The following is a 21,893-nucleotide window of genomic DNA, read 5'->3' as shown; positions in this document are numbered from 1 at the left end:
TTCGTCCGTAGCGGAGCTCCCCCATGGCAGACCTTCAGGACCACCCCTGTGCGGCACCCTCCGCGATCGGCGAGCTCGACGACACCGCCGACGGGCTCGCCGAGGCGACCACTCCCGCCGCGGTCGACACCGAGCGGGCCCGCGTCCTGCTCGCCGCGCAACTCGTGGTCGACGGCCACAACACCCTCGCGCAGGAGCTCGACCGTACGCACTGGCACGATCTCCAGCACGGCTCGGCCGTCCTGGACACCGACATCCCGCGCATCCGGGCCGGCGGCGTCGGCGCGCAGTTCTGGTCGCTGTGCGTACCGCCGGGGCCCGCCGCCGTGCAGGACACGCTGGACCGAATAGACGCCGTCCGCACCCTCATCGCGTCCTGCCCCGAAGCCCTCCGGCTCGCCCTCACCGCCGCCGACATGGCGCAGGCCCGGGATTGCGGCCGGATCGCCTCCCTCCTGGGGCCCGTGTCCGGCGCCGCCCTCGGGGACTCGCTGGGCACCCTGCGGGCGTACCACGCGCTCGGCGTGCGCAGCGTGGGCATCGCCCGTACGCGCTGGACGGCCGACCCCGCCGGTCTGACGCCGTTCGGGGAGCAGGCGGTCCGGGAGATGAACCGCCTCGGGGTCCTCGTCGACCTCTCGGGCGCCTCCGGGGCCACGATGGACCGGGTCCTGGACGTGTCCAAGGCGCCGGTCATCCTGTCCCACTCGGCGGCCCAGGCCCTCACCCCGCACACCGCCAACGTCCCCGACGACGTGCTGCGCCGCCTGCGGGGCAACGGCGGGGTCTGCATGGTCAGCTTCGCGCCCGACCAGGTCACCCGCCGTGCCGACCGGCCGGCCACGCTCTGGGACGTGGCCGACCACGTGGAGTACGTGCGCGAGGTCGCCGGGCCGGAGTGCGTCGGGCTGTCGGGGTCCTACGGAGCGTCCGCCGACGCCCCGCACACCCTCGGCCTGGAGGACGCGTCCTCGTACCCGAACCTGATCGCCGAGCTGCTGCACCGTGACTGGGCGGAGGCCGACATCGCGGCCCTGACGTGGGGCAACGCGGCCCGCGTGGTGCGCGAGGCGGCGGACGCGGCCCAGCCCGCCTAGGCCCCCGCGCAGCCGTCCGGCGGCGCTACGCCCGGCAGAGGCAGAAAGGGTGCCCGGCCGGGTCGGCGTACACCCGGAAGCCCCGCCTGCCCCCGTCGTCGTCGACGTCCAGCGGCCGGGCGCCCAGTGCGAGGACCCGCTCCTGGGCGGCGTCGAGATCCTCGACGTCCAGGTCGAGGTGGAGCTGCTGGGAGTTCCGGTCGGCCCGGGGCCACTCGGGCGGGCGCAGGTCCGGCACCTTCTGGAAGGCGAGGCGCTGCCCGCCCGGCAGGTACAGGTCGATCCAGTGGCCGTCCTCGGTCTGGTCGTCCTTCACCTCGCCGCCGAGGATCGCGGCGTAGAACTCGGCGAGCCGACGGGGCTCGGGACAGTCGATCGCGGTCAGGGCGAGCGTCGCAAAAGCCATGCCGCCCGGGTGCCCAGGAGGCCAGGGGCCATACCTGCCGCCGGTCAGGCCCGGGGGCGGCCCATCGCGCGGAAGGTCCAGCCCGCCGCCCGCCAGCGCTCCGCGTCCAGCGCGTTGCGGCCGTCCAGGATGAGCCGCGACGTCGTGACCTCGCCCAGCTCGGCCGGGTCCAGCTCGCGGAACTCGCGCCATTCCGTCAGGTGCAGCACGATGTCGGCGCCCCGCACCGCGTCCAGGGCGCTGTCGGCGTACCCCAGCGTCGGGAACAGGCGCCGCGCGTTGTCCATGCCCTTCGGGTCGTACACGGTGACCTGGCCGCCCTGGAGGTGGATCTGCCCCGCGACGTTCAGCGCGGGCGAGTCCCGCACGTCGTCCGAGTCGGGCTTGAACGTCGCGCCCAGCACGGCCACCCGCTTGCCGAGGAAGGTGTCGTCGCCCAGGGCCTCGCGGGCCATGCCGACCATCTGGCCGCGGCGCCGCATGTTGATGGAGTCGATCTCGCGCAGGAACGTCAGCGCCTGGTCCGCGCCCAGCTCACCGGCCCGCGCCATGAACGCCCGGATGTCCTTGGGCAGGCAGCCGCCGCCGAAGCCGATGCCGGCCCGCAGGAACTTGGCGCCGATGCGCTCGTCGTACCCGATCGCCTCCGCGAGCTTGACCACGTCACCGCCCGCGGCCTCGCAGACCTCCGCCATGGCGTTGATGAACGAGATCTTGGTCGCGAGGAAGGAGTTCGCGGCGGTCTTCACCAGCTCCGCCGTCGGGAAGTCGGTCACCACGAACGGCGACCCTTCCTCCACGGGGGTGGCGTACACCTCGCGCAGCAGCTTCTCCGCCGCCGCGCTCTCCACGCCCACCACGATCCGGTCGGGGCGCAGGGTGTCGTTCACGGCGAAGCCCTCGCGCAGGAACTCCGGGTTCCACGCCAGCTCGGCGTCCGCGCCCACCGGCGCCCGGTCGGCGAGGAGCCGCGCCAGCCGTTCGGCGCTTCCCACCGGCACGGTCGACTTGCCGACGACCAGCGCGGGCCGCCGCAGGTGCGGGGCGAGGGAACCGAAGGCGGCGTCGACGTACCGCATGTCGCACGCGTAGTCGCCCTGCTTCTGCGGGGTGTTCACGCACACGAAGTGGACGTCGCCGAACTCGCCCACCTCCTCCCAGGAGGTGGTGAAGCGCAGCCGCCCGGAGGAGCCCTCGATCCCGGCGACGTGCTTGCGCAGCAGCTCCTCCAGCCCCGGCTCGTACATGGGGACGCGGCCCGCCGACAGCATCTCGATCTTCTCGGGGACGACGTCGAGCCCGAGCACCTCGAAACCCAGCTCCGCCATGGCCGCCGCATGGGTGGCGCCGAGGTATCCGGTGCCGATCACGGTGATCTTGAGGGCCATACGGTGCTCCATTGACGTACGGGAGGGAGTGCGCGCCCGAGCATAGTCGGGCCCGGCGCCGGGCACCGTTCCCCCGGGACGGGCGCTGTCGTCAAACTCACGTATGCCTGGCTCCGCCCGACCTACTAAAATTCGGGTTACTTAACGGTAGTTAGCAGCAGTCCAGGGGAGTGAGAGAAAGTGGCGGGAACGCCTGACTTCGATCTGTACCGCCCGTCCGAGGAGCACGACATGCTCCGGGACACCGTCCGCTCGCTCGCCGAGGCCAAGATCCTGCCGTTCGCCGCCGCGGTGGACGAGGAGGCCCGCTTCCCGCAGGAGGCGCTGGACGCGCTCGTCGCCTCCGACCTGCACGCCGTCCACGTACCGGAGAGCTACGGCGGCGCGGGCGCGGACGCCCTGGCGACCGTGATCGTCATCGAAGAGGTCGCGCGGGTCTGCGCGTCGTCGTCGCTGATCCCGGCCGTGAACAAGCTCGGCTCGCTGCCGGTGATCCTCTCCGGGTCCGAGGAGCTGAAGAAGAAGTACCTGGGCCCGCTCGCCAAGGGCGACGCGATGTTCTCGTACTGCCTCTCCGAGCCCGACGCGGGCTCCGACGCCGCCGGCATGAAGACCAAGGCGGTCCGCGACGGCGACCACTACGTCCTCAACGGCGTGAAGCGCTGGATCACCAACGCGGGCGTGTCCGAGTTCTACACGGTGATGGCCGTCACCGACCCGACCAAGCGCTCCAAGGGCATCAGCGCCTTCGTCGTCGAGAAGGGCGACGAGGGCGTGTCCTTCGGCGCCCCGGAGAAGAAGCTCGGCATCAAGGGCTCGCCGACCCGCGAGGTCTACCTCGACAACGTCCGTATCCCCGCCGACCGCATGATCGGCGAGGAGGGCACCGGCTTCGCCACCGCGATGAAGACGCTGGACCACACCCGCATCACCATCGCCGCCCAGGCCCTCGGCATCGCCCAGGGCGCCCTGGACTACGCCAAGGGCTACGTCCAGGAGCGCAAGCAGTTCGGCAAGCCGATCGCCGACTTCCAGGGCGTCCAGTTCATGCTGGCCGACATGGCGATGAAGATCTCCGCCGCCCGCGCCCTGACCTACCAGGCCGCCGCGGCCTCCGAGCGCGGGGACGCCGACCTGACCTACCTCGGCGCGGCGGCGAAGTGCTTCGCCTCCGACGTCGCCATGGAGGCCACCACCGACGCCGTCCAGCTCCTCGGCGGCTACGGCTACACCCGCGACTACCCGGTCGAGCGCATGATGCGCGACGCCAAGATCACCCAGATCTACGAGGGCACCAACCAGGTCCAGCGCATCGTCATGGCCCGCAACCTGCCGTAACACCACCGTGCCCCCGCGACCGCACAGGACGGCCCCCGGCGATTCGCCGGGGGCCGTTGCGGTTAGGCTGCGCTGCCGCACAACCAGCACAGCACCAGGTGGGAGTCCCCATGAGTGTGGATCGACAGATCTCCGCACTGCTCAAGCAGATAGCGACCCAGGACGTCGTGGTCGTCACCAACGAGTTCTCCCACGCGGGGCGGGCCGCCACGCTCGCGCACGTCGTCGAGCACTACGGCTTCGAGTACGCCGAGACCCGGCGCGAGGGTCACAACAGCCGGACCCTCGCCGTCTACCTGTACCGCGACCCCGCGCCCGAGGCCCGAGCCCGTGAGGCGGCGACCATCGCCGCGCATCCGCAGGCGGGCATGGGCGGTACGGTGCCCGGCCTGCAGCCCGGGACGCTGAAGCCGACGCCTGAGGCGGCGGAGGCGGTCGCCCTGACGAAGGCCCGCATCGGGTTCGACGTCATGACGCAGATGGCCGGGGCGCGGAAGATGGGCTTCGCCTGGTTCTGTGTGGCGGGCCTGGTGGTGACGCTGCTGATCTGCCAGATGTACGTCGCCGCCCTCGCGGGCGGTGCCGCCCTGGCCGGGTTCCTCCTGGGAGGCGTCAAGATCAGCGAGGTCCGCCGGCAGCGCCTCGCCCAGCGCCTCCAGGAGGCGGGCTTCACGCCGGTTCGGGACGAGTCGGGACGGCAGCGGTTCCTGCGCCCCGGCCAGCAACTCCCGGGCCACGCGAACCCGTTGGCGGCCTGACGGACGCGGCTGTCAGACGTCGGCGTACCGGGGGAGATCCGTGGTCGGGATCGTCCACTCGCCGATGGTGACGTCCTCGCCGTACACGAACTCCTTGCGGGTGGCGTAGCGGGGGCCCGACGGCGTGGCGTGGATGTCGGACAGGACGGCCCCGGAACCCGTGCGAGGATCGAAGATCACGTAGCTGGGGATGCCGAGCAGCGCGTAGTCCCGCGTCTTGCCGACCCAGTCGTTGTCGGGGTTCGAGCGGGACACGACTTCGATGGCGGCGATGACCGAACGCGGGTCGATGGATCCTTCGACATCCAGGTCGGCCCACGGGATCACCGTCACGTCGGGGTGGCGCATGATGCCCTCGGGCTCGTGCTCGACATCGGGCGTGCCGGTGTGTGCCAGCAGTTCGTCCGGCATGACGCGCTCCAGACGGCGGCTGACGCGCGCAGCCGTCACCTCGTGGGGTCCTCCCGGCGACACCATGTCGTGAACGATCCCTTCCTTGGTGATCTCGAACTTGCCGGGAAGGGTGTCGTCCATCGACGAAACGAACTCCCGCATCGTCCGGTACAGGTAGTGCGTCTCCCGCTGCGCGTCGTCCGGGGCGATCATGGCGTGCGCTCCTCGTCGTCTGTGCGCCCGGGGGCAAGGATCGTCACGTTCATGCTAGGCGGCCTCCGGGAGATCGGACCGGCAGTCGCGGCAGCGGCCCGGCTCCGGCGCCCGGAAGGCGCGGTCGCAGGTGTCGCAGGTCTGGAACGGGTCTCTCGTGGAGGCCGGTACTGCTGCCGGTAGCGGTGGTGGCAGAAGCGCGGTGAGCCGGTGGGCGAGGAGGCCGGCGGGCTGTCTCAGCCGGTCGGGCAGGTCGGCCGTCAGGGCGTGGCGTACGGCGTCGGGGTGCGCGTCGCGCTCCAGCCAGGCAGCCACGGCGGGGGCCAGGCGGCGGACGTCCCGCTCGCCCAGCAGCAGTCGGGCGTCGTCCCGGCGCAGCCCGGCCAGGAGCTCGGTGGCCACCCGGTGCCGCTCCACGTCCGGCCCCTGCGGCCGGGGGAGCGGCGGGCGTGGGCGGTCCGGGGCCTGCTGCGGTACGGGCTCGGGCTCGGGTTCCGGCTCGGGTTCCGGCGCCGGGGGCGGGGGCGGCGGAGGCGTGGCCGGGGCGGCGACGCCCGGGCGGTCGTACGAGACCGTGCGGGTGACGAGCCTGCCGCCCGGGAGGCGGACCCGGGTGCGCTCCAGATAGCGGTGTGCCTCCAGCTCCCGCAGCGCGGCGGCGATCCGGGTCTCGCTCTCCGGGAAGCGGTCGGCCAGCGCCTTGATGCCGACCTTCGCCCCGTCGGGCAGCGACTGAATGTGCACGGCGAGCCCGATCGCGGTGAGGGACAGCTCGCCGTGCTGGGCGAGGTGGTTGCCGACGACCGTGAAGCGGCTGGGGTGATGCGCCTTCACATGGCGCACACCGGAACCGGTGACGCGGCCCGGAAGACGGGACGGGGCGCGCGAGGGCGCGCTAACCTGCTGGGTATCCATCGGGAAGCCCTAACTTCCTTGATGGTCAGGCCCTCGATCGGGATTGCCGTCCCGGCCGGGGGCCGACGTCTGTCTGCGGTTGTCGGCGTGAGCATATGCCCGCCAACCCGCCCGAAAGCCAGCCCAATTGGGCAAGGTCACCCGGGAGAGTGACCAGGCGCGGTGGGGTGGGTGGGGTGGTTTCCCCGTTCCTCACAGACGTTCTTCGATCTTTTGCGTCCTGCGCCACCGCGTCGCGGACCACCGGGTCGTGGAAACCCGCGACCCGGTGCCGCCGGTCACGGTACGAGGTCCAGCTCGGCCCACACGGTCTTGCGGGGCACGGGTCCCGCCGTGACGCCCCACCGGTCGGCGAGCGCCTCGACGATCAGCAGACCGCGCCCGCCCTCGGCGTCGGCGGCGGGCACGACGACCTCCCCGGGGCCCGGCGGCAGCCGGTCACCGCGCGTGTCGGTGACCGCGATCCGCAGCCGCGCGCCCCCGCCCTCGACGGAGAGGTCGAGCCGGAAGTCCCGCCCCGGCACACGCCCGTGGAACGCGGCGTTGGTGGCCAGCTCGGCGACGATCCGCGCCGCCGCCTCCGACGGCAGTCCCCAGTCCGCCAGTTGGGCCGAGGTCAGCAGGCGGGCGAGCCGGGCGCCCCGGCGGGTGGGGGAGAGCAGCACGGTGAACTTCCGGGCGGTAGCGGAAGGTTCGGTTCGGGTGATTTCCAGGTTCACGTGACTCAGCGTGGCCGTCCGGCCCCTACGCTGAACAGAGCGACGCGTGTACGGACAGTGACTGTCCAGCAGGTGTGCGGACCTGTCCATCCGGTACGGCGGCGCACACGGACACGGGCGGAGGCGGATCTCATGGCGGACGAACCGGAACAGGACATCGACCTGGAGGACGACTCCGGAGCGGTGATCGCGGCGGTCGGGCGGCAGGTCAGGCTGTGGCGCGAGGCCGCCGGCATGCGCGCCGCCGACCTCGGCGCGGCCATCGGGTACGGCGAGAACCAGGTCTACAAGGTGGAGGCCGGCAAGCGCATCCCCAAGCCGGAGTTCCTGGACAGGGCGGACGAGGCCCTGGGCGCGGGCGGCAAGCTCGCCGCGATGAAGAAGGACGTGGCGGAGGCCCGGTACCCGAAGAAGGTCCGCGACCTGGCCAAGCTGGAGGCCGACGCGGTCGAGATGGGCGCCTATGCCGCAGGCGTGGTGCACGGGCTGCTCCAGACCGAGGAGTACGCCCGCGCTCTGTACGGGGAGCGGCGCCCCGCCTTCTCCGAGGACCAGGTGGAGCGCTTGGTGGCGGCCCGGATGGCCCGGCAGTCGGTCTTCGCGCGGCAACCCGCACCTCTCCTGACCTTTGTCCAGGAAGAAGCGACCCTGAGGCGGCCGATCGGGGGCAGAATGGTGCTGCGCCGACAGCTCGAACACCTGCTGGAAATCAGCGCGTTGAGGCACGTGGAGGTCCAGGTCATGCCGACGGGGACGGAGGAGCACGCGGGGCTGGCGGGCTCCCACCGGGTGCTCAAGCTGAGCGACGGCACGACGGTGGGACACATCGAAGTGCAGCTCACGAGCCGCCTGATCAGTGATCCCAAGGAGGTCCAGATCCTTGAGATGCGGTACGGCATGATCAGGGCACAGGCGCTCACACCGCGGTTGTCGCGGACCTTCATCGAGAAACTGCTGGGAGAGACATGAACGCCGAGCTGACGTGGGTCAAGAGCAGCTACAGCACCAACGACGGCCCCGACTGCGTCGAGGTCGCCGCCGCGCCCGACACCGTCCACGTCCGCGACTCCAAGAACCTGCCCGGCCCGCAGCTCGGCTTCACGCCCGACGCCTGGTCGGACTTCGTGACGTACGCGTCCGGGAGCTGACCCCCGGGGCCCCTGGCCACGCTCCCGGACGCGGCGCCGTCAGTTGCCCGTGACGGTGACCTTCTCGTCGTTCTGGATCTGCTGCACCAGCTGCCGCACCTTCGCCTTGTCCCACACCAGGTTGCCGCCCGTGCTGCCCGAGATGGGGATGTTCATCGACGTACCGTCACCGCCGCTGATGCCCTTCATCGCGAAGAACATCTCACCCAGGTCGAACAGGGACATGTCCTTGTCGACGATCAGGGTGTCCAGGCCGGCGCCGAGGGTCGGGTAGAGCCGGAACGGGTTCAGGAGCGTGCCGGGCGTCGCCGCCTGGTTCGCCAGCGTCGCCAGGAACTTCTGCTGGTTCTTCGTCCGGTCCAGGTCCGAGCCGGCGAACGCGTACCGGGTGCGGACGAAGGCGAGGGACTGCTCTCCGTTGAGGGTCTGCTTGCCGGCCTGGAAGTCGGCGCCGGACTTCTTGTCCTTGAAGGCCTTCGGGATGTCCATCTCGACGCCGCCGAGCGCGTCGACGATGTTGGCGAAGCCCGCGAAGCCGATCTCGGCGTAGTGGTCGATGCGCAGCCCGGTGTTGTGCTCGACGGTGCGGACGAGCAGCTCGGGCCCGTCCTCGGCGTACGCGGCGTTCAGCTTCACGCGGCGGCCCTGGGCGGGGAAGGTCTTGCCGGACTCGGAGCCGACGAACTTAGGGATCTCCACGTCGGAGTCGCGGGGGAGCGAGATCATGGTGTTGCCGCTGCCGCACGCCGCCAGGATCATCATCGAGTCGGTCCGCTTGCCCTCGGCGGAACCGGTGTGCAGCTTCTTCTTCTCCTCGGCCGTCATGCCCTCACGGCTGTCGGAGCCGACGATCAGGTACGTGGTGCAGTCGCCCTCCTTGGGGCGGTCGATGACCTTGGCGAGGTCGACCTCGCGGCGCACCTTGCCGTCCGCCCAGAAGTACGTGCCCACGGTCGTGCCGAGCACGGCCACCAGCGCCACGATGGACCCGACCTTGATGCGGCGGCGCCAGTCGGGGGCCGGGCCCGGGGCGCGGACCGAGCCGCGGTCGGCGCGGCCGCCACCACGGCCGCCCCCGCGGGGGCCGTAGACCTGCCCGGTGTTGTAGCCGCTGTCGTAGGCGTCGTACCCCTGCGACTGCTGGGGGACCGGCGGGCGCTGCGGCGGTGCGGCGGGGCGCTGTACGTGCCGCATCACCCGGGCGCCCTCGGGCTGGGCGTCGGCGCTGCCGCGGCCGTACCGCGCGTTGCGGTCGTCGGTCCATCCATCGTTCATGCGGACCAGTGTGCAGGCCGCCTCCGGTGACCCGACAGGGTGGGTGGGAAATCGGGCCAGGGCTGTAGCGAAGCTGATGCAATGAAGGGCGGGACGGACTCGGGCATAGGGTGGAGGGCATGACAGATCAGGCCCCCGAGCTGCAGGGAAAGCCCACCTCGGCCTCCCGCACCACCCTCAGCCACATCATGACCGGCAGCGACACCAACCTCCTCGGCACCGTGCACGGTGGCGTGATCATGAAGTTGGTGGACGACGCGGCGGGCGCCGTCGCGGGACGCCACTCGGGCGGGCCCGCGGTGACCGCGTCCATGGACGAGATGGTGTTTTTGGAGCCGGTCCGCGTCGGCGACCTGGTCCATGTGAAGGCCCAGGTCAACTGGACCGGGCGGTCCTCCATGGAGGTCGGGGTCCGGGTACTGGCCGAGCGCTGGAACGAGTCCACGCCCGCGACGCAGGTCGGCTCGGCCTATCTGGTCTTCGCGGCCGTGGACGCGGACGGCAAGCCGCGTATCGTCCCGCCGGTCGTCCCGGAGACCGAGCGCGACAAGCGCCGCTACCAGGAGGCGCAGATCCGCCGCACGCACCGCCTGGCCCGCCGCCGTGCCATCAAGGAACTCCGCGAGAGGCGTGCGGCGGAGGGCATCGACGACTGACGCCCCCAGCGGCCCGCGGCCGGGAGACGGACCCGGGGTGGGGCCGTGCGGCCCCCGCAGGGGCTGGGAGTAGCCCCAGCTCAAGCGCAGCGAGAGCTTGTGGGGAGGCGACGAGCGGGCTCCCCGTACGACGTACCCGAGGCCGCCGGCGGAGGTGAGCCCGGAGGGGTCCCGCCCCACCACCCACCGGTGGTGGCCGCCGCCCGCCGACGGCACGGCACCCGTCCCCCGGCCCGCCGACGGCACGGCACCCGTCCCCCGGCCCGCCGACGGCACGGCACCCGTCCTCCACCACCCTCCGCCCTGTGGCGTCAGGTGCAGATGACCTGGTCGCCCGTGACCGCCCCGAACTCGCCCTGGAAGGCGTTCTCCGCCCGCACCGGCAGGACGCCCGCGAAGTTCGCGCCGATCGTGACCTTGAACAGCGCGCCCTGCCCCTCCACCGGAAGCAGTCGGCAGCCCGGCAGCGCCGTGGCGAGGGAACGGGCCGAGCGGTCCCAGCGCGGGTCGAACCAGACGACCGTGCGGGACACGTCACGCCGCGGCCAGTTCAGGGCGGCGGCGCTCGTCCGGAACCCGGTCGCCCGCAGCGCCGCGTCGGCCCGGGCGCCCAGCCCGTGCACCAGGGTGCCGTTGTAGACCTGCACCCGGATCTGCTGCGGCGAGACCTCCACGAGCTTCTTGCGGGCCGAGCCGCGTGACGCGTAAGGGGCCAGCGGCTTGTCCGCCCGTACCGCCGCGAACAGTCGCTTGGCCTTCACCGGATCCCACTTCACCGTCGAGCCGATGCCCTTGACGGGGAAGCTGGGGTCGCTGACGGGTACGGAGGTGAACTCCGACGACGCCGCCGTGAAGCCGCGCATGGCCTTGGCCATGGCGAGCAGCTGCTCCGCCCCGAAGCCCTGGTCGGCCCGCACGGAACCGAGCATCGAGGTGACGACCTGCTGGAACCGCACCGGGTTCAGCAGGGTGCCGTTGCTGGTGGCCCGGTCGATCAGGGCCGCCATGAAGCGCTGCTGCCGCTGCATGCGGCCGAGGTCGGACGCCCCGTCGACATGGCGGGAGCGGACGTACTGGAGCGCCTGGCCGCCGTCCAGCTTGTGCGTGCCGGCGGGCAGGTCGAGGCCGGTGTAGGCGTCCTTCATGGGCTTCGCGGTGCAGATCTCCACGCCCCCGACGGTGTCGACGGTCCGCATGAAGCTGGTGAAGTCCAGCTCCAGGTAGTGGTCGACCTTGATGCCGGTCATGTGCTCGACGGTCCGTACGGTGAGGTTCGGGCCGCCCTCGGCGTACGCCGCGTTGAGCTTCACCGGGTGCCGGTGGTGGTGCTTGCCGGTGGTGGCGTCGGTGTGCGGCGGGATCTCGGCGTACGAGTCGCGGGGCAGCGACACCATGCTGGCCCGGCGGCGGTCGGCGGAGATGTGCACCAGCATGATCGTGTCGGTGCAGCGGCAGGGCGCGCCGCCGAGCCGGTACTTCTCCTTCTCCCGCGGGGTGATCCGGTCACGCCCGTCGGTGCCGACGACCAGGATGTTGGTGCCGTGCCCCGCCGCGGGTCGGTTCTTCATGTCCTTGAACGGGTCGAGGCGGCCGATCTCGGTGTCCAGGCTCGTCACGATCGCGTGCCCGACGCCACCCGCCGCGAGGACCAGCACCGACAGGGTGGTCGCCATCCGCACGCCCCAGCGGGTCCGCCCGGGGCGCCCCCGCCGCACGCCAGGTGCCGCCGCCCGGGCCCGTCTCGGCCGCCCGGGTGCGGGTGGCCGGGGTGGGACGGTGCGGCGGGGCGGCGTGGGCACGAAGGACACCTCCGCGGGCGGCTGGGGGAATGGTGAGCACGGTAGGCCCATACGATCAGCGACCGTCCGCGCCACCCGGGCGGCGCGCACCGCTGTCCCCCATTCGCGGTAACGTGGCGGCGATACTGCTGTCTCCCGGGAGCGACCCCCGGACCCCCGAGGAAACGATGCCCACGCCCCCGCCCCCGGTTTCCGTGATCATGCCGGTCCTCAACGAGGAGCGGCACCTGCGCGCCTCGGTCCGTCACATCCTCGAGCAGGAGTACGACGGTGAGATGGAGGTGGTGATCGCGCTGGGCCCGTCCACGGACCGTACCGACGAGATCGCCGCCGAGCTCGTGCGCGAGGACCCGCGCGTCCACACGGTGCCCAACCCCACCGGCCGCACGCCGGCGGCGCTGAACGCCGCCATCAAGGCGTCGCGTCACCCGATCGTGGTACGGGTCGACGGGCACGGCATGCTGTCGCCGAACTACATCGCCACCGCCGTCCGCCTCCTGGAGGAGACCGGCGCGCAGAACGTCGGCGGCATCATGCACGCCGAGGGCGAGAACGACTGGGAGCACGCGGTCGCCGCCGCGATGACCTCAAGGATCGGCGTCGGCAACGCGGCCTTCCACACCGGTGGCGAGGCGGGCCCGGCCGAGACCGTGTACCTGGGCGTGTTCCGCCGCGAGGCGCTGGAGCAGCAGGGCGGGTACAACGAGGAGTTCATCCGCGCCCAGGACTGGGAGCTGAACTTCCGCATCCGCGAGGCGGGCGGCCTGATCTGGTTCTCGCCTGAGCTGAGGGTCCAGTACCGGCCCCGGCCGAGCGTGCGGGCGCTGGCGAAGCAGTACAAGGACTACGGCCGCTGGCGGCACGTGGTCGCCCGCTACCACCAGGGCTCCATCAACCTCCGCTACCTGGCCCCGCCGACCGCCGTGTGCGCCATGGCGGCCGGCGTCGTGGTGGGCGCGACGCTCACCCCGTTCGGCTTCGTCGTCCCGGCGGGCTACCTGGCGGCCATCGTCGCCGGCTCGGTCCCGGCCGGCAAGGGCCTGCCGCTGAAGGCGCGCCTTCGGATCCCGGTGGCGCTGGCGACGATGCACATGTCGTGGGGGTACGGATTCCTCACGAGCCCGCGCTCCCTCGCGAAGAAGGTCATCGCCAGCCGCCGCCCGGCGGTCGTCCGGACGGCGGCGTAGCGGCTCACCAGGTGAAGTTGGGGTCGACCGTCATGCAGCCGGACTGGTCGGCCCTGCTGGTGTTGGACCCGGGTGCCTTGCCCGCGGCCTTGGGCGGCTTGGGATAGGTGTCGCCCTCGCGCCAGTCGGCGCCCACGATCACCGTGATGCCCCGCACCGTGTCGGACTTCTTCACCGAACCGGCCGGGATGCCCAGCGACTTGGCGACGGCCTGCGCGTCGCCCTCCAGGTCCGCGGTCGGGAACAGGACGAGGGTCTTCGCCTGCCGGGGGGTGGCCGTGTCGGACCTGGCACCGGTGTAGCCCTTGGCGGCCAGCAGCCCGGCGACCGCGGTGGCCCGTCCCTGGGCGGAGCCGTACTGGTCGGTGTACGTGCCGTTCTGCACGGTCACCTCGGTCTCGGCGGGCGGTGCGGCCGGGTCCTTGGAGGCGGCGGGCGTGGCGCGCTTCGACGGCTTGCCGTCGAGGGGGATGTCCTCGCGGATCATCCGGAACAGCTCCTCGGCCTCCCCGGGCGTGGGCTCGACCTTGCCCGCCCTGCGGGTCGAGTAGAAGTTCGGCATGGTCGTCATGCTGATGCGGCCGGTCGGGACGCTCTTGAGCTGCTCGGCCACGTCGTACAGCTTGCCGATGGTGTCGAGGCCCTTGTCCACGGTGAGCGCCTCGGTGGCCGCCTCGGCGAGCTTGCGCAGCTTGTTGGGGTCGGTGAGCTTCGCGTTCCTGCGCAGCTCGCGGACCATCGAGTTCATGTACATGTGCTGGGCCTTGGCGCGCTCCAGGTCGGTGCCGCCCACCCAGCCGTACCGGGTGCGCAGCCACTGCAACGCCTGCTCGCCCTTGATGGGGTGCGTGCCCGCGGGGAGTTTCAGACCGGAGCCCTTGCCGTCCCGGGTGCGCGACTCGATGTTCTTGTCGACGCACACGGGTACGCCGCCGATCGCGTCGGCCATCGACACCACACCGGAGAAGTCGATCATCATGAAGTGGTCGATGGGGATGCCGGTCAGCTCGACCCAGGTCGCGACCGTGCAGCCGGGACCGCCGCGGTCCAGCGACTCGTTGGTCTGGGCGAACTCGCGCGCCGGGTAGACCTTGCCCTTGCCGTCCCTGCACTCCGGCAGCCGCAGCATGGTGTCGCGCGGCATGCTGACCACGGAGATGTTGCTGCGGTCGGCGGAGAGGTGCACCAGCATCTGGACGTCGGCGAGCGGAGGGCCGTCGAAGGTGTCCCGGCCGCCGCCCAGTGCCTGGTTCTCCTTGGAGTCCCGGGCGTCCGAGCCGATCAGCAGGATGTTCAGCGGGGTCTGGCCCTCGGCGTTCGCCCGGTGCTCGGGCATCCCGTTCTTGCCGAGCGTCAGGTCTTCCTTCCTGATCCTGCCGTTGAGGTGCTCGTAGTAGAGGTAACCGGCGCCGGCCGTCCCGAGTATCAGCAGGGACAGCACGGAGGCGCTCCACCGGAGCACCCGCCGCTTGCCGTTCCGGCCCTCGCCGCCCTTGCCCGCGCGGCGCCGTCCGCCGCCACCGCCGCGGCGGTTCCCCCGGTCGTCGTCCGCGCCGGTCACCGCGGGCTCCGCCGGTCTCGCCGGGTCCTCCGTGTCGCCGGACGACGGGTCACCGTGGTGACCGCCGTCCCAGCCGCTGCCACGGGCGTGCGGAACGCGGTCCCGCGTTCCCTCCCCACGCACGCTGCTCTGTCCCACCCCAGGTCCCCCTGTCGCTCAGACGTACGTCATTCGGCGCACACCTGCTTGTCCGCCACTACCTTCTGCACACCGTCCGGCGCCTTCGCCGGACCGGTGATGGGCACCCCTGCGCCCTTGAAGTCCCCGCCGAGGGTGAGCTTCATCGGCTCCGTCTCCCCGGCGTCGGCCGTACCCTGCTTCAGCGCCGCGGCGGGCAGGCCCATCAGGTCCGCGAGCTTGCGTGCCTGGTCGGCCTGGTTCGGCGCGAACTCCAGCGTCGTCTTGGCGATCTCCTGCGGGGCGTTGCTCTTGTTCGAGGACTTGAGGACGCCCTGGTCGTTCTGGAGCCAGTTGATGGTCGCCTGAGCGCCGCCCGTCCTGCCACTGCCGTTGTACACGTCCACGCGTACCTCGGAGGCCTCGGCCCGCGCGCCCTTGAGCAGGGCGGCCTGGGCGTCCTTGGCGTCCTTCTCCTTCTTCTTCACCTCGGTCAGCGAGACGTCGTTCAGCATCATGGAGAAGAGCGGCTGGGCCTTCTCCTGGTTGACGACGACGGTCGCCTTGACCGCCTCGGCGGGGTTGTCGACCACGGGGAGGGTGGTGAAGGTGATGTTCTTGGGGTTCACCTTGGCCAGCTCGCTGCCGAGGTCCTGGAGCTTCTTGATGCTCCCTATCCCCGTGTCGACGGTGAGGGCCTTGGTGGCCGCCTCCGCGAGGTCCAGCAACTTGGACGGGCTGGTGAGCGTCTCGCTCGACTTCATCTTGCGGATCATCGACCCGAGGAACTGCTGCTGCGTCTTGATCCGGTCCAGGTCGCTCTCGTTGCCGAACGCGTGCCGGGTGCGTACGAAGGCGAGGGCGTCCTCGCCCTCGATGACGTGCTTGCCCTTGGTCAGCTTCAGCTTCGAGCGCTCGTCGTCGACGTCCTTGGCCACGCACACCTCGACGCCGCCGATAGCCGTCGTCAGCGTCTTCACCGCGTTGAAGTCGGCCATCATGAAGTGGTCGACCGTCAGCCCGGTGATCTCCTTGACCGTGCGCATGGTGCAGCCGGGGTCGCGGCCGGCCTGGCCGAGGCTGGTGTTGAACCGGACGTTCTGCTCGCCCGGGATGACCTTCGAGCCCTCGGACGTCCTCGTCTCGCAGTCCGGGATGTCGGTCATCAGGTCCCGGGGGATGGACATCGCGGTGGCGTTCGTCCGGTCCTTGGAGACGTGGAAGAGGATCGTGGTGTCGGCGTGGCCGGCGCTGTTCTTGTCGCCGTAGCCCTCGTTGCCGTTGCCGGTCCGCTTGTCCGTACCGATGACCAGGATGTTGATGGCCTGGTCCTTCTTGAAGCCGCCGCTGCCGGCGCCCGCGATGTCGACCGTGCTGATGTTGGAGTTGAGGTGCTCGTAATAGGCGAACGCCGTGATGGCGAGGGCGACGACCGTGCCGGCCGTCACTCCGCTCGTCCACATCAGGGCCTTCTTCTTGCCGGCCTTCTGCGGCTTGCGCTTGCGGCGGCCCGCCGCGGACGGCGTACCGCCGTCGCGGCCCCGTCCGTCCGGGGCGCCCGGTGCGCGGCGCCGGCGCTGGCCGGGGACGCCGGCCGTGCGGCTGCCGGCCGAGGACGCCGGGCCGGCCGCGTTCGCGGCCCTGGAGGAGGACGTTCGCGAAGTGGCGGCGCCACGGCGGCCGGTGCTCCGGGACGACTGGGCCGGTGACGACTGCTCAGCGGATTGGTCCAGTCGCAGTTCGTAGTTACCGGTCTGCGGGTTGAGTACCCACTGGTCGGCGGGGTCGATGTCGTCCGCCCGTCCACGGCTGTGCGCGTCCACGGTTGCCTGAGTCCTCCGTCGGTGCCACGCGAGGCGCCTCCCCCCAGGCGCTCGGTTTCACGATCCTTGAGTGCGCGACCTCGCGGCCGGGTGCACCGGATCGCGTCACACTATCCGCCCAGTTCAGCGCGGGGCGACGTCCGTGACAAATTCCACGCCCCTTACAAGCGGGCAATCCGCCCAATCCGCCTGGACTGTGCGGATGTCTTTGGCCTGGGCTTTACTCGCAGGCTCCGCCCGCAGGCCCTATCGGCAGCCGCCTGCGGCGGCGTTCGTCCCCGTGAAGGTGGGCGTCGAGGAAGAGCTCGCATCCCTCTTGCGCCTGCTCGATTCCGCCGCTTCCTCGCCGCCCGGCTCGTTCTGCCCGTCGCCGGGCACGACCACGACGGGTTTGTCGTCGCGCAGCCGCTTGAACAAGCTGTTCGCCCGGGGTTGTACGAGTTCGTCGCGGTTCGGGTCGTTCCGGTACGGCCGCCGGGGGATGGTCAGGAACTGCACCTTTTCCGTCGGTACGCTGCGCATCGCGCGCGACAGGTCGTACAGGTCCTTGAGCGAGTCCAGGCCCGGGTCGGTGGTGACCGACCTGGTGGCCGCGTCCAGCACCGGGTAGAGGCGCGCCGGGTTGAGCAGCACCCCGTTGCTCTGCACCTTGTTGACGAGCGCGCCGAGGAACTGCTGCTGCCGGCCCATGCGTTCGGTGTCGCTGCCGTTGCCGAGGGACTTGCGGGCCCTGACGTAACCGAGGGCCTGCTCGCCGTTGAGCGTCCGGGCGCCCGGCCTCAGCTTCACCTGCGCGTCGGGGTCGTCGATCGGCCGGGTGACGCAGACCCGCACACCGCCGACCGCGTTCACCATGTCCTTGAAGCCCCGGAAGTCGATCACCATGTGGTGGTCGACGCGGATGCCGGTCAGCTTCTCCAGCGTCCGGACCGTGCAGGCGGTACCGCCGAACTCGAACGCGAAGTTGAACTGGGCGACCATCGGCGCCGTGCGGGATCCGTCGCTCTTGCGGCAGCTCGGGATGCGCACCATCAGGTCGCGTGGCACGGACACCGCCGTCACGCCCCGCCCCCGGGCCGCCAGGTGCAGCAGGATGGTCGTGTCGGAGCGCTGGGTGCCCCGGTCGCGCCCGTACTGGGCGTTGCCGCTGCCCGCGCGGGTGTCGGACCCGATCAGCAGGATGTTCCGCGCGTCCCGCACGAGGGCGCCGGGGCGCTCCCGCTCGTACCGCTCCAGCTCCGCGGCGGCGGAGGAGTCGGTGGTGATGTTCTCGTCGAGCTTCTTGTACAGCCACCATCCGGCGCCGGCCGCCGCCAGTACGGCGGCCGCGCCCAGGAACGCGATGACCCGCAGGCCGCGGGGCCGGTACCCGGTGCGATGGGTGATCCGCACAGGGACGGGGGCGGGAACGGGCGCGGCCGGGCCGCCGGCTGGGGTACCGGGACCGGACTCCCCTGCTGGGGGGTCCGGCTCCGGGGGCGTACCAGCGCTGTCCGTCACGTCTGCCGTCCGTCCTTCGCACGAGGCCCAGGGGTGGTGTGACGATCATCCATCGCGGACGGCACCGGCACCCGGGGGACTCGGCGCGCGGTGCGCCGGACGGGTGGACTTCACACCAGAGTGCTGGTGACCCGCTCGCTCTCGACCCGCTTCGCGAGCCCCTCCGGCGACAGCTGCTCCAGGTTCCGGCACAGCACGACGGACGCGCCGGCCGCCAGCGGCGCGTACAGCCCCGCCGACAGCCCCTCCCACGTGTCGTACGGCAGCGCCGAGAGCAGCCGTGCCCCGCCGGCCAGGCCCAGCCGCCGCGCGTCCTCGCGGGCCCGGTCCACCAGCCGCGCACCGCTCAGCTCCGTACCGTCCACGGCGAGCGCCGGGGCGGCGGGGTCCACCGGGGCGTACGGGGCGAACACGTCGCCCTGCGTCGGCACCTCCACCGCGTAGTCGTCGTACCCGGCCGGCGGCGAGGGGAAGCGGCGCCCCAGCGGCGCCAGGGACAGCGCGAGACGCTCGCCGCGGCAGGCCAGCCCCTCCTCCAGCCGGTCCGGCCCGGCGACCACGTGGTCGGCGGCGGCGGGGTCGCCGTTGAGGTCGGCGACGACCCCGACCGAGGAGCAGGCCACCAGCCAGACGGCGGTCTGCCAGTGCGCCGGCAGCAGCAGCGCGACGCGCTCGCCCGGCTCGGCGGACAGGCCGTCCTGGAGGAGGTTGGCCGTCTTGGCCACCCAATTGGCGAAGGTGGCCACCGACAATTCGACGCGCTCGCCGGTCGCGTCGTCGTAGTAGGTGACCAAGGGGCGGGCCGCGTCCGAGGCGAGGGCGGATCGCAGCAGGTCGGCGGGGGTACGGTCGCTGGCATTCACGCGCGCCAGGGTACGCGCGCGGGGCGGGCGGGGTCCGCCGTACCGGTGACGGGGTCCACCGGTCGGACCGATGGGCCGTCAGTTTTCCGGCGGGCGCGCCGCGTCAGGGCGGCCGAGGATCGCCGCATGCGTGCCTTCCTTGCAACCTCGATCGGCGTCGCGTGCTCCGCGGCCCTCGTGCTTCCGCTCGCGCTCCCCGCGAGCGCGTCCCCCGCCACCTCCGCCAACGCCCCCGCCGCCGTCCCGGCCGGTGAGGTGTCCGTCCCCGGCTCCACCCAGTCGCTGCCGCTCCGGACGCTCCCCTTCGAGCGGTCGACCGGCGCCGCGGTCCAGGGGCTGACCCGGCGGGACGTCCGTCCCTTCTCGCTGGTCGGCGTGGTCTGGGACGACCCGGACGCCGAGCTGCACGGCTCCGTCCAGGTCCGTACCCGTGCCTCCGGCACCGGCGCCTGGTCCGGGTGGCAGTCCGTCGAGACCCACAACGACGACCATGCCGCCGACCCCGGCACGCCCGAACGCGAGTCGGGCACGGTCCGCGGCTCCACCGCCCCCCTGTGGGTCGGCGCCTCGGACGGCGTCGAGGTGCGCGTACGGGCCGAGGCCCCGCGCGCGGGCGCCTCTCCCGCCCCACTGCCGCGCGGCATGCGCATCGAGCTGGTCGACCCCGGCGACGAGCCCGCCAGTGAGACCGCCGGCGAACCCGCCGGCGAGGACACCGCCCAGGGCCCGGAGGTCCCCGAGGGCAACGACACCGGTACCACCACCGGCCAGGTCCCCGCCCCGGCGCTGACGCCCGAGGAGTCGGCCGCCTCCGCGGTCAACGCCGAACTCGTACCGCTCGGCTCCACCGAGATCCCGGAACTGACCAAGGAGGAGACGGAGGCCGCGTACGCCGACCGGTTCGACGAGGAGACGGTGTCCGCCAAGCCGTACATCGGGCCCCGCCCGCGCATCGTCACCCGCAAGGGATGGGGCGCCGACGAACGGCTGCGGGAACGCAACTTCGTCTACACCAAGTCCGTCCAGGCGGCGTTCGTCCACCACAGCGCCACCGGCAACAACTACACCTGCAAGCAGGCCCCGTCCGTTCTGCGCAGCATCTACCGCTACCACGTCAAGAGCAGCGGCTGGCGTGACTTCGGCTACAACTTCGCCGTCGACAAGTGCGGAAACATCTACGAAGGGCGTGCCGGAGGTGTGGCCAAGGCGGTGATGGGCGCGCACACCAGGGGCTTCAACACCAACAGCATGGGCATCGCGGTCCTGGGCACGTACAGTCAGTCCACCCCGCCCTCGGCGGCGGTGACCGCCGTCGCGCGGCTGACGGCGTGGAAGCTCGGACTGTACGGAAAGGACCCGCGGGGGAAGACCACCCTGACCTCAGGTGGCGGAAACCGGTACAAGAAGGGCACCAAGGTCAAGCTCAACGTCATCTCCGGGCACCGGGACGGCTTTTCGACCGACTGCCCCGGCGCACGGCTGTACGGCAAGCTCGGCACCGCCCGCAGCGCGGCGGCCAAGTACCAGGGCCGGTGACGACGACCGGGACGGCTGTACCGAACGGTCTGCATACACTGTCCGGTCGTATCGGTCATATGACCGATGTGGCCCATCGACCGGACCCAGCAGGAAGCAGAGACGACAGGTGACAGAAGCGATCCTCCTGGTCGGTGGCAAGGGCACCCGGCTGCGTCCGATGACGGTCAACACACCGAAGCCGATGGTTCCGGCTGCGGGTGTCCCGTTCCTCACGCACCAGCTGGCCCGCGCGCGGGCGGCGGGCGTCGAGCACATCGTGCTGGCGACCTCGTACCTCGCCGAGGTGTTCGAGCCCTACTTCGGCGACGGGTCGTCGCTGGGCCTGCACATCGAGTACGTCACCGAACGCGAGCCGCTGGGCACGGGCGGGGCGATCCGCAACGTCGCCTCCCGCCTGCGCTCGGAGCCGGACGAGCCGGTGCTGATCTTCAACGGCGACATCCTCACCGGCCTGGACATCCGGGCCCTGGTGGACACCCACGAGACGTCCGGCGCCGACGTCTCGCTCCACCTCACCCGGGTCGAGGACCCGCGGGCCTTCGGGCTGGTGCCGACGGACCCCACCGGCCGCGTCACGGCGTTCCTGGAGAAGCCCCAGACGCCGGAGGAGATCGTCACCGACCAGATCAACGCGGGTGCGTACGTCTTCCGGCGCTCGGTCATCGACACCATCCCGGCGGGCCGCCCCGTCTCGGTCGAACGCGAGACGTTCCCCGGCCTGCTGGCGGCGGGCGCCCACCTCCAGGGCATGGTCGACTCCACGTACTGGCTGGACCTCGGCACCCCGCAGGCGTTCGTGCGCGGCTCCGCCGACCTGGTGATGGGCCGCGCCCCGTCCCCGGCCGTGCCGGGCCGCCGCGGCGACCGGCTCGTCCTCGACGGCGCCTCCGTCGCCCAGGACGCCAAGCTCACGGGCGGTACCGTCATCGGCGCCGGCGCGACGGTCGGCGAGGGCGCCCGGGTCGACGGCAGCACCGTCCTGGACGGCGCGGTCGTCGAGGCCGGCGCGGTGGTCACCGACTCGCTGATCGGCGAGGGCGCGCGGGTGGGCGCCCGGACCGTCCTGCACGGCGCGGTCATCGGCGACGGCGCGCACGTGGGCGCCGACAACGAGCTCCGGGACGGCGTCCGGGTGTGGTGCGGGGCCCGGCTGCCGGACGGCGCGGTCCGCTTCTCCTCCGACCAGTAGGGCGGCGCC

20 protein-coding genes are annotated in these 21,893 nt (G+C 71.8%); 9 read left to right on the top strand and 11 right to left on the bottom strand.

Features of this window, described 5'->3' with window-relative positions:
- Positions 1–23 precede the first annotated feature (23 nt).
- Positions 24–1,097 carry a dipeptidase gene (locus tag AC07DW_RS25845; protein WP_478860078.1) on the top strand — a complete coding sequence of 358 codons (1,074 nt, stop codon included), beginning with the start codon at positions 24–26 and terminating at the stop codon, positions 1,095–1,097.
- A gap of 25 nt (positions 1,098–1,122) precedes the next feature.
- On the opposite strand, the gene AC07DW_RS25840 is transcribed toward AC07DW_RS25845, so the two are convergent.
- Both AC07DW_RS25840 and AC07DW_RS25835 read right to left on the bottom strand, forming a co-directional pair.
- Positions 1,123–1,503, bottom strand: a complete 381-nt coding sequence (locus AC07DW_RS25840) for a VOC family protein (RefSeq protein ID WP_478860077.1) — start codon at positions 1,501–1,503, stop codon at positions 1,123–1,125.
- 44 nt (positions 1,504–1,547) lie between these two features.
- A complete protein-coding gene (locus AC07DW_RS25835; protein WP_478860076.1) occupies positions 1,548–2,891 on the bottom strand; it encodes a UDP-glucose dehydrogenase family protein in 1,344 nt (447 codons plus the stop codon).
- A 180-nt stretch (positions 2,892–3,071) separates the two neighbouring features.
- Between AC07DW_RS25835 and AC07DW_RS25830 the strand changes: the two genes are divergently transcribed.
- Both AC07DW_RS25830 and AC07DW_RS25825 read left to right on the top strand, forming a co-directional pair.
- Positions 3,072–4,229, top strand: coding sequence for an acyl-CoA dehydrogenase (locus AC07DW_RS25830; protein ID WP_423547381.1), 1,158 nt, complete (start codon positions 3,072–3,074; stop codon positions 4,227–4,229).
- Between the two features lie 110 nt (positions 4,230–4,339).
- On the top strand, positions 4,340–4,987 hold the full coding sequence (locus AC07DW_RS25825) for a hypothetical protein (protein ID WP_478860075.1): 648 nt from the start codon (positions 4,340–4,342) through the stop codon (positions 4,985–4,987).
- Positions 4,988–4,999: 12 nt separating this feature from the next.
- Here AC07DW_RS25825 and AC07DW_RS25820 read toward each other — a convergent pair whose 3' ends face one another.
- From AC07DW_RS25820 to AC07DW_RS25810, 3 genes are all read right to left on the bottom strand, one after another.
- Positions 5,000–5,593 carry a Uma2 family endonuclease gene (locus tag AC07DW_RS25820; protein ID WP_478860074.1) on the bottom strand — a complete coding sequence of 198 codons (594 nt, stop codon included), beginning with the start codon at positions 5,591–5,593 and terminating at the stop codon, positions 5,000–5,002.
- Positions 5,594–5,647: 54 nt separating this feature from the next.
- Positions 5,648–6,508, bottom strand: a complete 861-nt coding sequence (locus AC07DW_RS25815; protein ID WP_478860073.1) for a helix-turn-helix domain-containing protein — start codon at positions 6,506–6,508, stop codon at positions 5,648–5,650.
- A 278-nt stretch (positions 6,509–6,786) separates the two neighbouring features.
- A complete protein-coding gene (locus AC07DW_RS25810; RefSeq protein ID WP_478860072.1) occupies positions 6,787–7,227 on the bottom strand; it encodes an ATP-binding protein in 441 nt (146 codons plus the stop codon).
- Between the two features lie 132 nt (positions 7,228–7,359).
- Between AC07DW_RS25810 and AC07DW_RS25805 the strand changes: the two genes are divergently transcribed.
- Together AC07DW_RS25805 and AC07DW_RS25800 are read left to right on the top strand one after the other, a co-directional pair.
- Positions 7,360–8,196: a helix-turn-helix domain-containing protein gene (locus AC07DW_RS25805; protein ID WP_478860071.1), complete on the top strand. Its 837-nt coding sequence runs from the start codon at positions 7,360–7,362 to the stop codon at positions 8,194–8,196.
- Positions 8,193–8,375, top strand: coding sequence for a DUF397 domain-containing protein (locus AC07DW_RS25800; protein ID WP_478860070.1), 183 nt, complete (start codon positions 8,193–8,195; stop codon positions 8,373–8,375). The genes AC07DW_RS25805 and AC07DW_RS25800 overlap by 4 nt, the downstream gene beginning before the upstream one ends.
- A 39-nt stretch (positions 8,376–8,414) precedes the next feature.
- Here the strand turns inward: AC07DW_RS25800 and AC07DW_RS25795 are convergent, their stop codons facing one another.
- Positions 8,415–9,650, bottom strand: coding sequence for an LCP family protein (locus tag AC07DW_RS25795; protein WP_478860069.1), 1,236 nt, complete (start codon positions 9,648–9,650; stop codon positions 8,415–8,417).
- Positions 9,651–9,769: 119 nt separating this feature from the next.
- On the opposite strand from AC07DW_RS25795, the gene AC07DW_RS25790 reads away from it, so the two are divergent.
- Positions 9,770–10,306 carry an acyl-CoA thioesterase gene (locus tag AC07DW_RS25790; RefSeq protein WP_478860068.1) on the top strand — a complete coding sequence of 179 codons (537 nt, stop codon included), beginning with the start codon at positions 9,770–9,772 and terminating at the stop codon, positions 10,304–10,306.
- A gap of 311 nt (positions 10,307–10,617) precedes the next feature.
- Here AC07DW_RS25790 and AC07DW_RS25785 read toward each other — a convergent pair whose 3' ends face one another.
- Positions 10,618–12,105 carry an LCP family protein gene (locus AC07DW_RS25785; RefSeq protein WP_478860067.1) on the bottom strand — a complete coding sequence of 496 codons (1,488 nt, stop codon included), beginning with the start codon at positions 12,103–12,105 and terminating at the stop codon, positions 10,618–10,620.
- A gap of 167 nt (positions 12,106–12,272) precedes the next feature.
- Between AC07DW_RS25785 and AC07DW_RS25780 the strand changes: the two genes are divergently transcribed.
- Positions 12,273–13,292, top strand: coding sequence for a glycosyltransferase family 2 protein (locus AC07DW_RS25780; protein WP_478860066.1), 1,020 nt, complete (start codon positions 12,273–12,275; stop codon positions 13,290–13,292).
- Positions 13,293–13,296: 4 nt separating this feature from the next.
- On the opposite strand, the gene AC07DW_RS25775 is transcribed toward AC07DW_RS25780, so the two are convergent.
- From AC07DW_RS25775 to AC07DW_RS25760, 4 genes are all read right to left on the bottom strand, one after another.
- Positions 13,297–14,991: an LCP family protein gene (locus AC07DW_RS25775; protein ID WP_478860065.1), complete on the bottom strand. Its 1,695-nt coding sequence runs from the start codon at positions 14,989–14,991 to the stop codon at positions 13,297–13,299.
- 29 nt (positions 14,992–15,020) lie between these two features.
- Positions 15,021–16,793, bottom strand: coding sequence for an LCP family protein (locus AC07DW_RS25770; protein WP_478860064.1), 1,773 nt, complete (start codon positions 16,791–16,793; stop codon positions 15,021–15,023).
- A gap of 246 nt (positions 16,794–17,039) precedes the next feature.
- Positions 17,040–18,185: an LCP family protein gene (locus AC07DW_RS25765; RefSeq protein ID WP_478860063.1), complete on the bottom strand. Its 1,146-nt coding sequence runs from the start codon at positions 18,183–18,185 to the stop codon at positions 17,040–17,042.
- A gap of 218 nt (positions 18,186–18,403) precedes the next feature.
- Entirely contained in the window at positions 18,404–19,156 is a 753-nt protein-coding gene (locus AC07DW_RS25760; RefSeq protein ID WP_478860062.1) for a TIGR03089 family protein, read from the bottom strand.
- Between the two features lie 126 nt (positions 19,157–19,282).
- Between AC07DW_RS25760 and AC07DW_RS25755 the strand changes: the two genes are divergently transcribed.
- Both AC07DW_RS25755 and manB read left to right on the top strand, forming a co-directional pair.
- Positions 19,283–20,692 (top strand): peptidoglycan recognition protein family protein, encoded by a 1,410-nt coding sequence (locus AC07DW_RS25755; protein ID WP_478860061.1) that lies wholly within the window; start codon positions 19,283–19,285, stop codon positions 20,690–20,692.
- A gap of 109 nt (positions 20,693–20,801) precedes the next feature.
- A complete protein-coding gene (gene manB, locus AC07DW_RS25750; protein WP_478860060.1) occupies positions 20,802–21,884 on the top strand; it encodes a mannose-1-phosphate guanylyltransferase in 1,083 nt (360 codons plus the stop codon).
- Positions 21,885–21,893 lie beyond the last annotated feature (9 nt).

Source organism: Streptomyces sp. NPDC045701 (genome assembly GCF_056432045.1).
This window is presented reverse-complemented; position numbering and strand designations above follow the sequence as displayed.

Coding starts and splice junctions, on each gene's coding strand:
- AC07DW_RS25845 (WP_478860078.1), top strand. CDS start 24: ATGGCAGACCTTCAGGACCACCCCTGTGCGGCACCCTCCGCGATCGGC.
- AC07DW_RS25840 (WP_478860077.1), bottom strand. CDS start 1,503: ATGGCTTTTGCGACGCTCGCCCTGACCGCGATCGACTGTCCCGAGCCC.
- AC07DW_RS25835 (WP_478860076.1), bottom strand. CDS start 2,891: ATGGCCCTCAAGATCACCGTGATCGGCACCGGATACCTCGGCGCCACC.
- AC07DW_RS25825 (WP_478860075.1), top strand. CDS start 4,340: ATGAGTGTGGATCGACAGATCTCCGCACTGCTCAAGCAGATAGCGACC.
- AC07DW_RS25820 (WP_478860074.1), bottom strand. CDS start 5,593: ATGATCGCCCCGGACGACGCGCAGCGGGAGACGCACTACCTGTACCGG.
- AC07DW_RS25815 (WP_478860073.1), bottom strand. CDS start 6,508: ATGGATACCCAGCAGGTTAGCGCGCCCTCGCGCGCCCCGTCCCGTCTT.
- AC07DW_RS25805 (WP_478860071.1), top strand. CDS start 7,360: ATGGCGGACGAACCGGAACAGGACATCGACCTGGAGGACGACTCCGGA.
- AC07DW_RS25800 (WP_478860070.1), top strand. CDS start 8,193: ATGAACGCCGAGCTGACGTGGGTCAAGAGCAGCTACAGCACCAACGAC.
- AC07DW_RS25795 (WP_478860069.1), bottom strand. CDS start 9,650: ATGAACGATGGATGGACCGACGACCGCAACGCGCGGTACGGCCGCGGC.
- AC07DW_RS25790 (WP_478860068.1), top strand. CDS start 9,770: ATGACAGATCAGGCCCCCGAGCTGCAGGGAAAGCCCACCTCGGCCTCC.
- AC07DW_RS25780 (WP_478860066.1), top strand. CDS start 12,273: ATGCCCACGCCCCCGCCCCCGGTTTCCGTGATCATGCCGGTCCTCAAC.
- AC07DW_RS25755 (WP_478860061.1), top strand. CDS start 19,283: ATGCGTGCCTTCCTTGCAACCTCGATCGGCGTCGCGTGCTCCGCGGCC.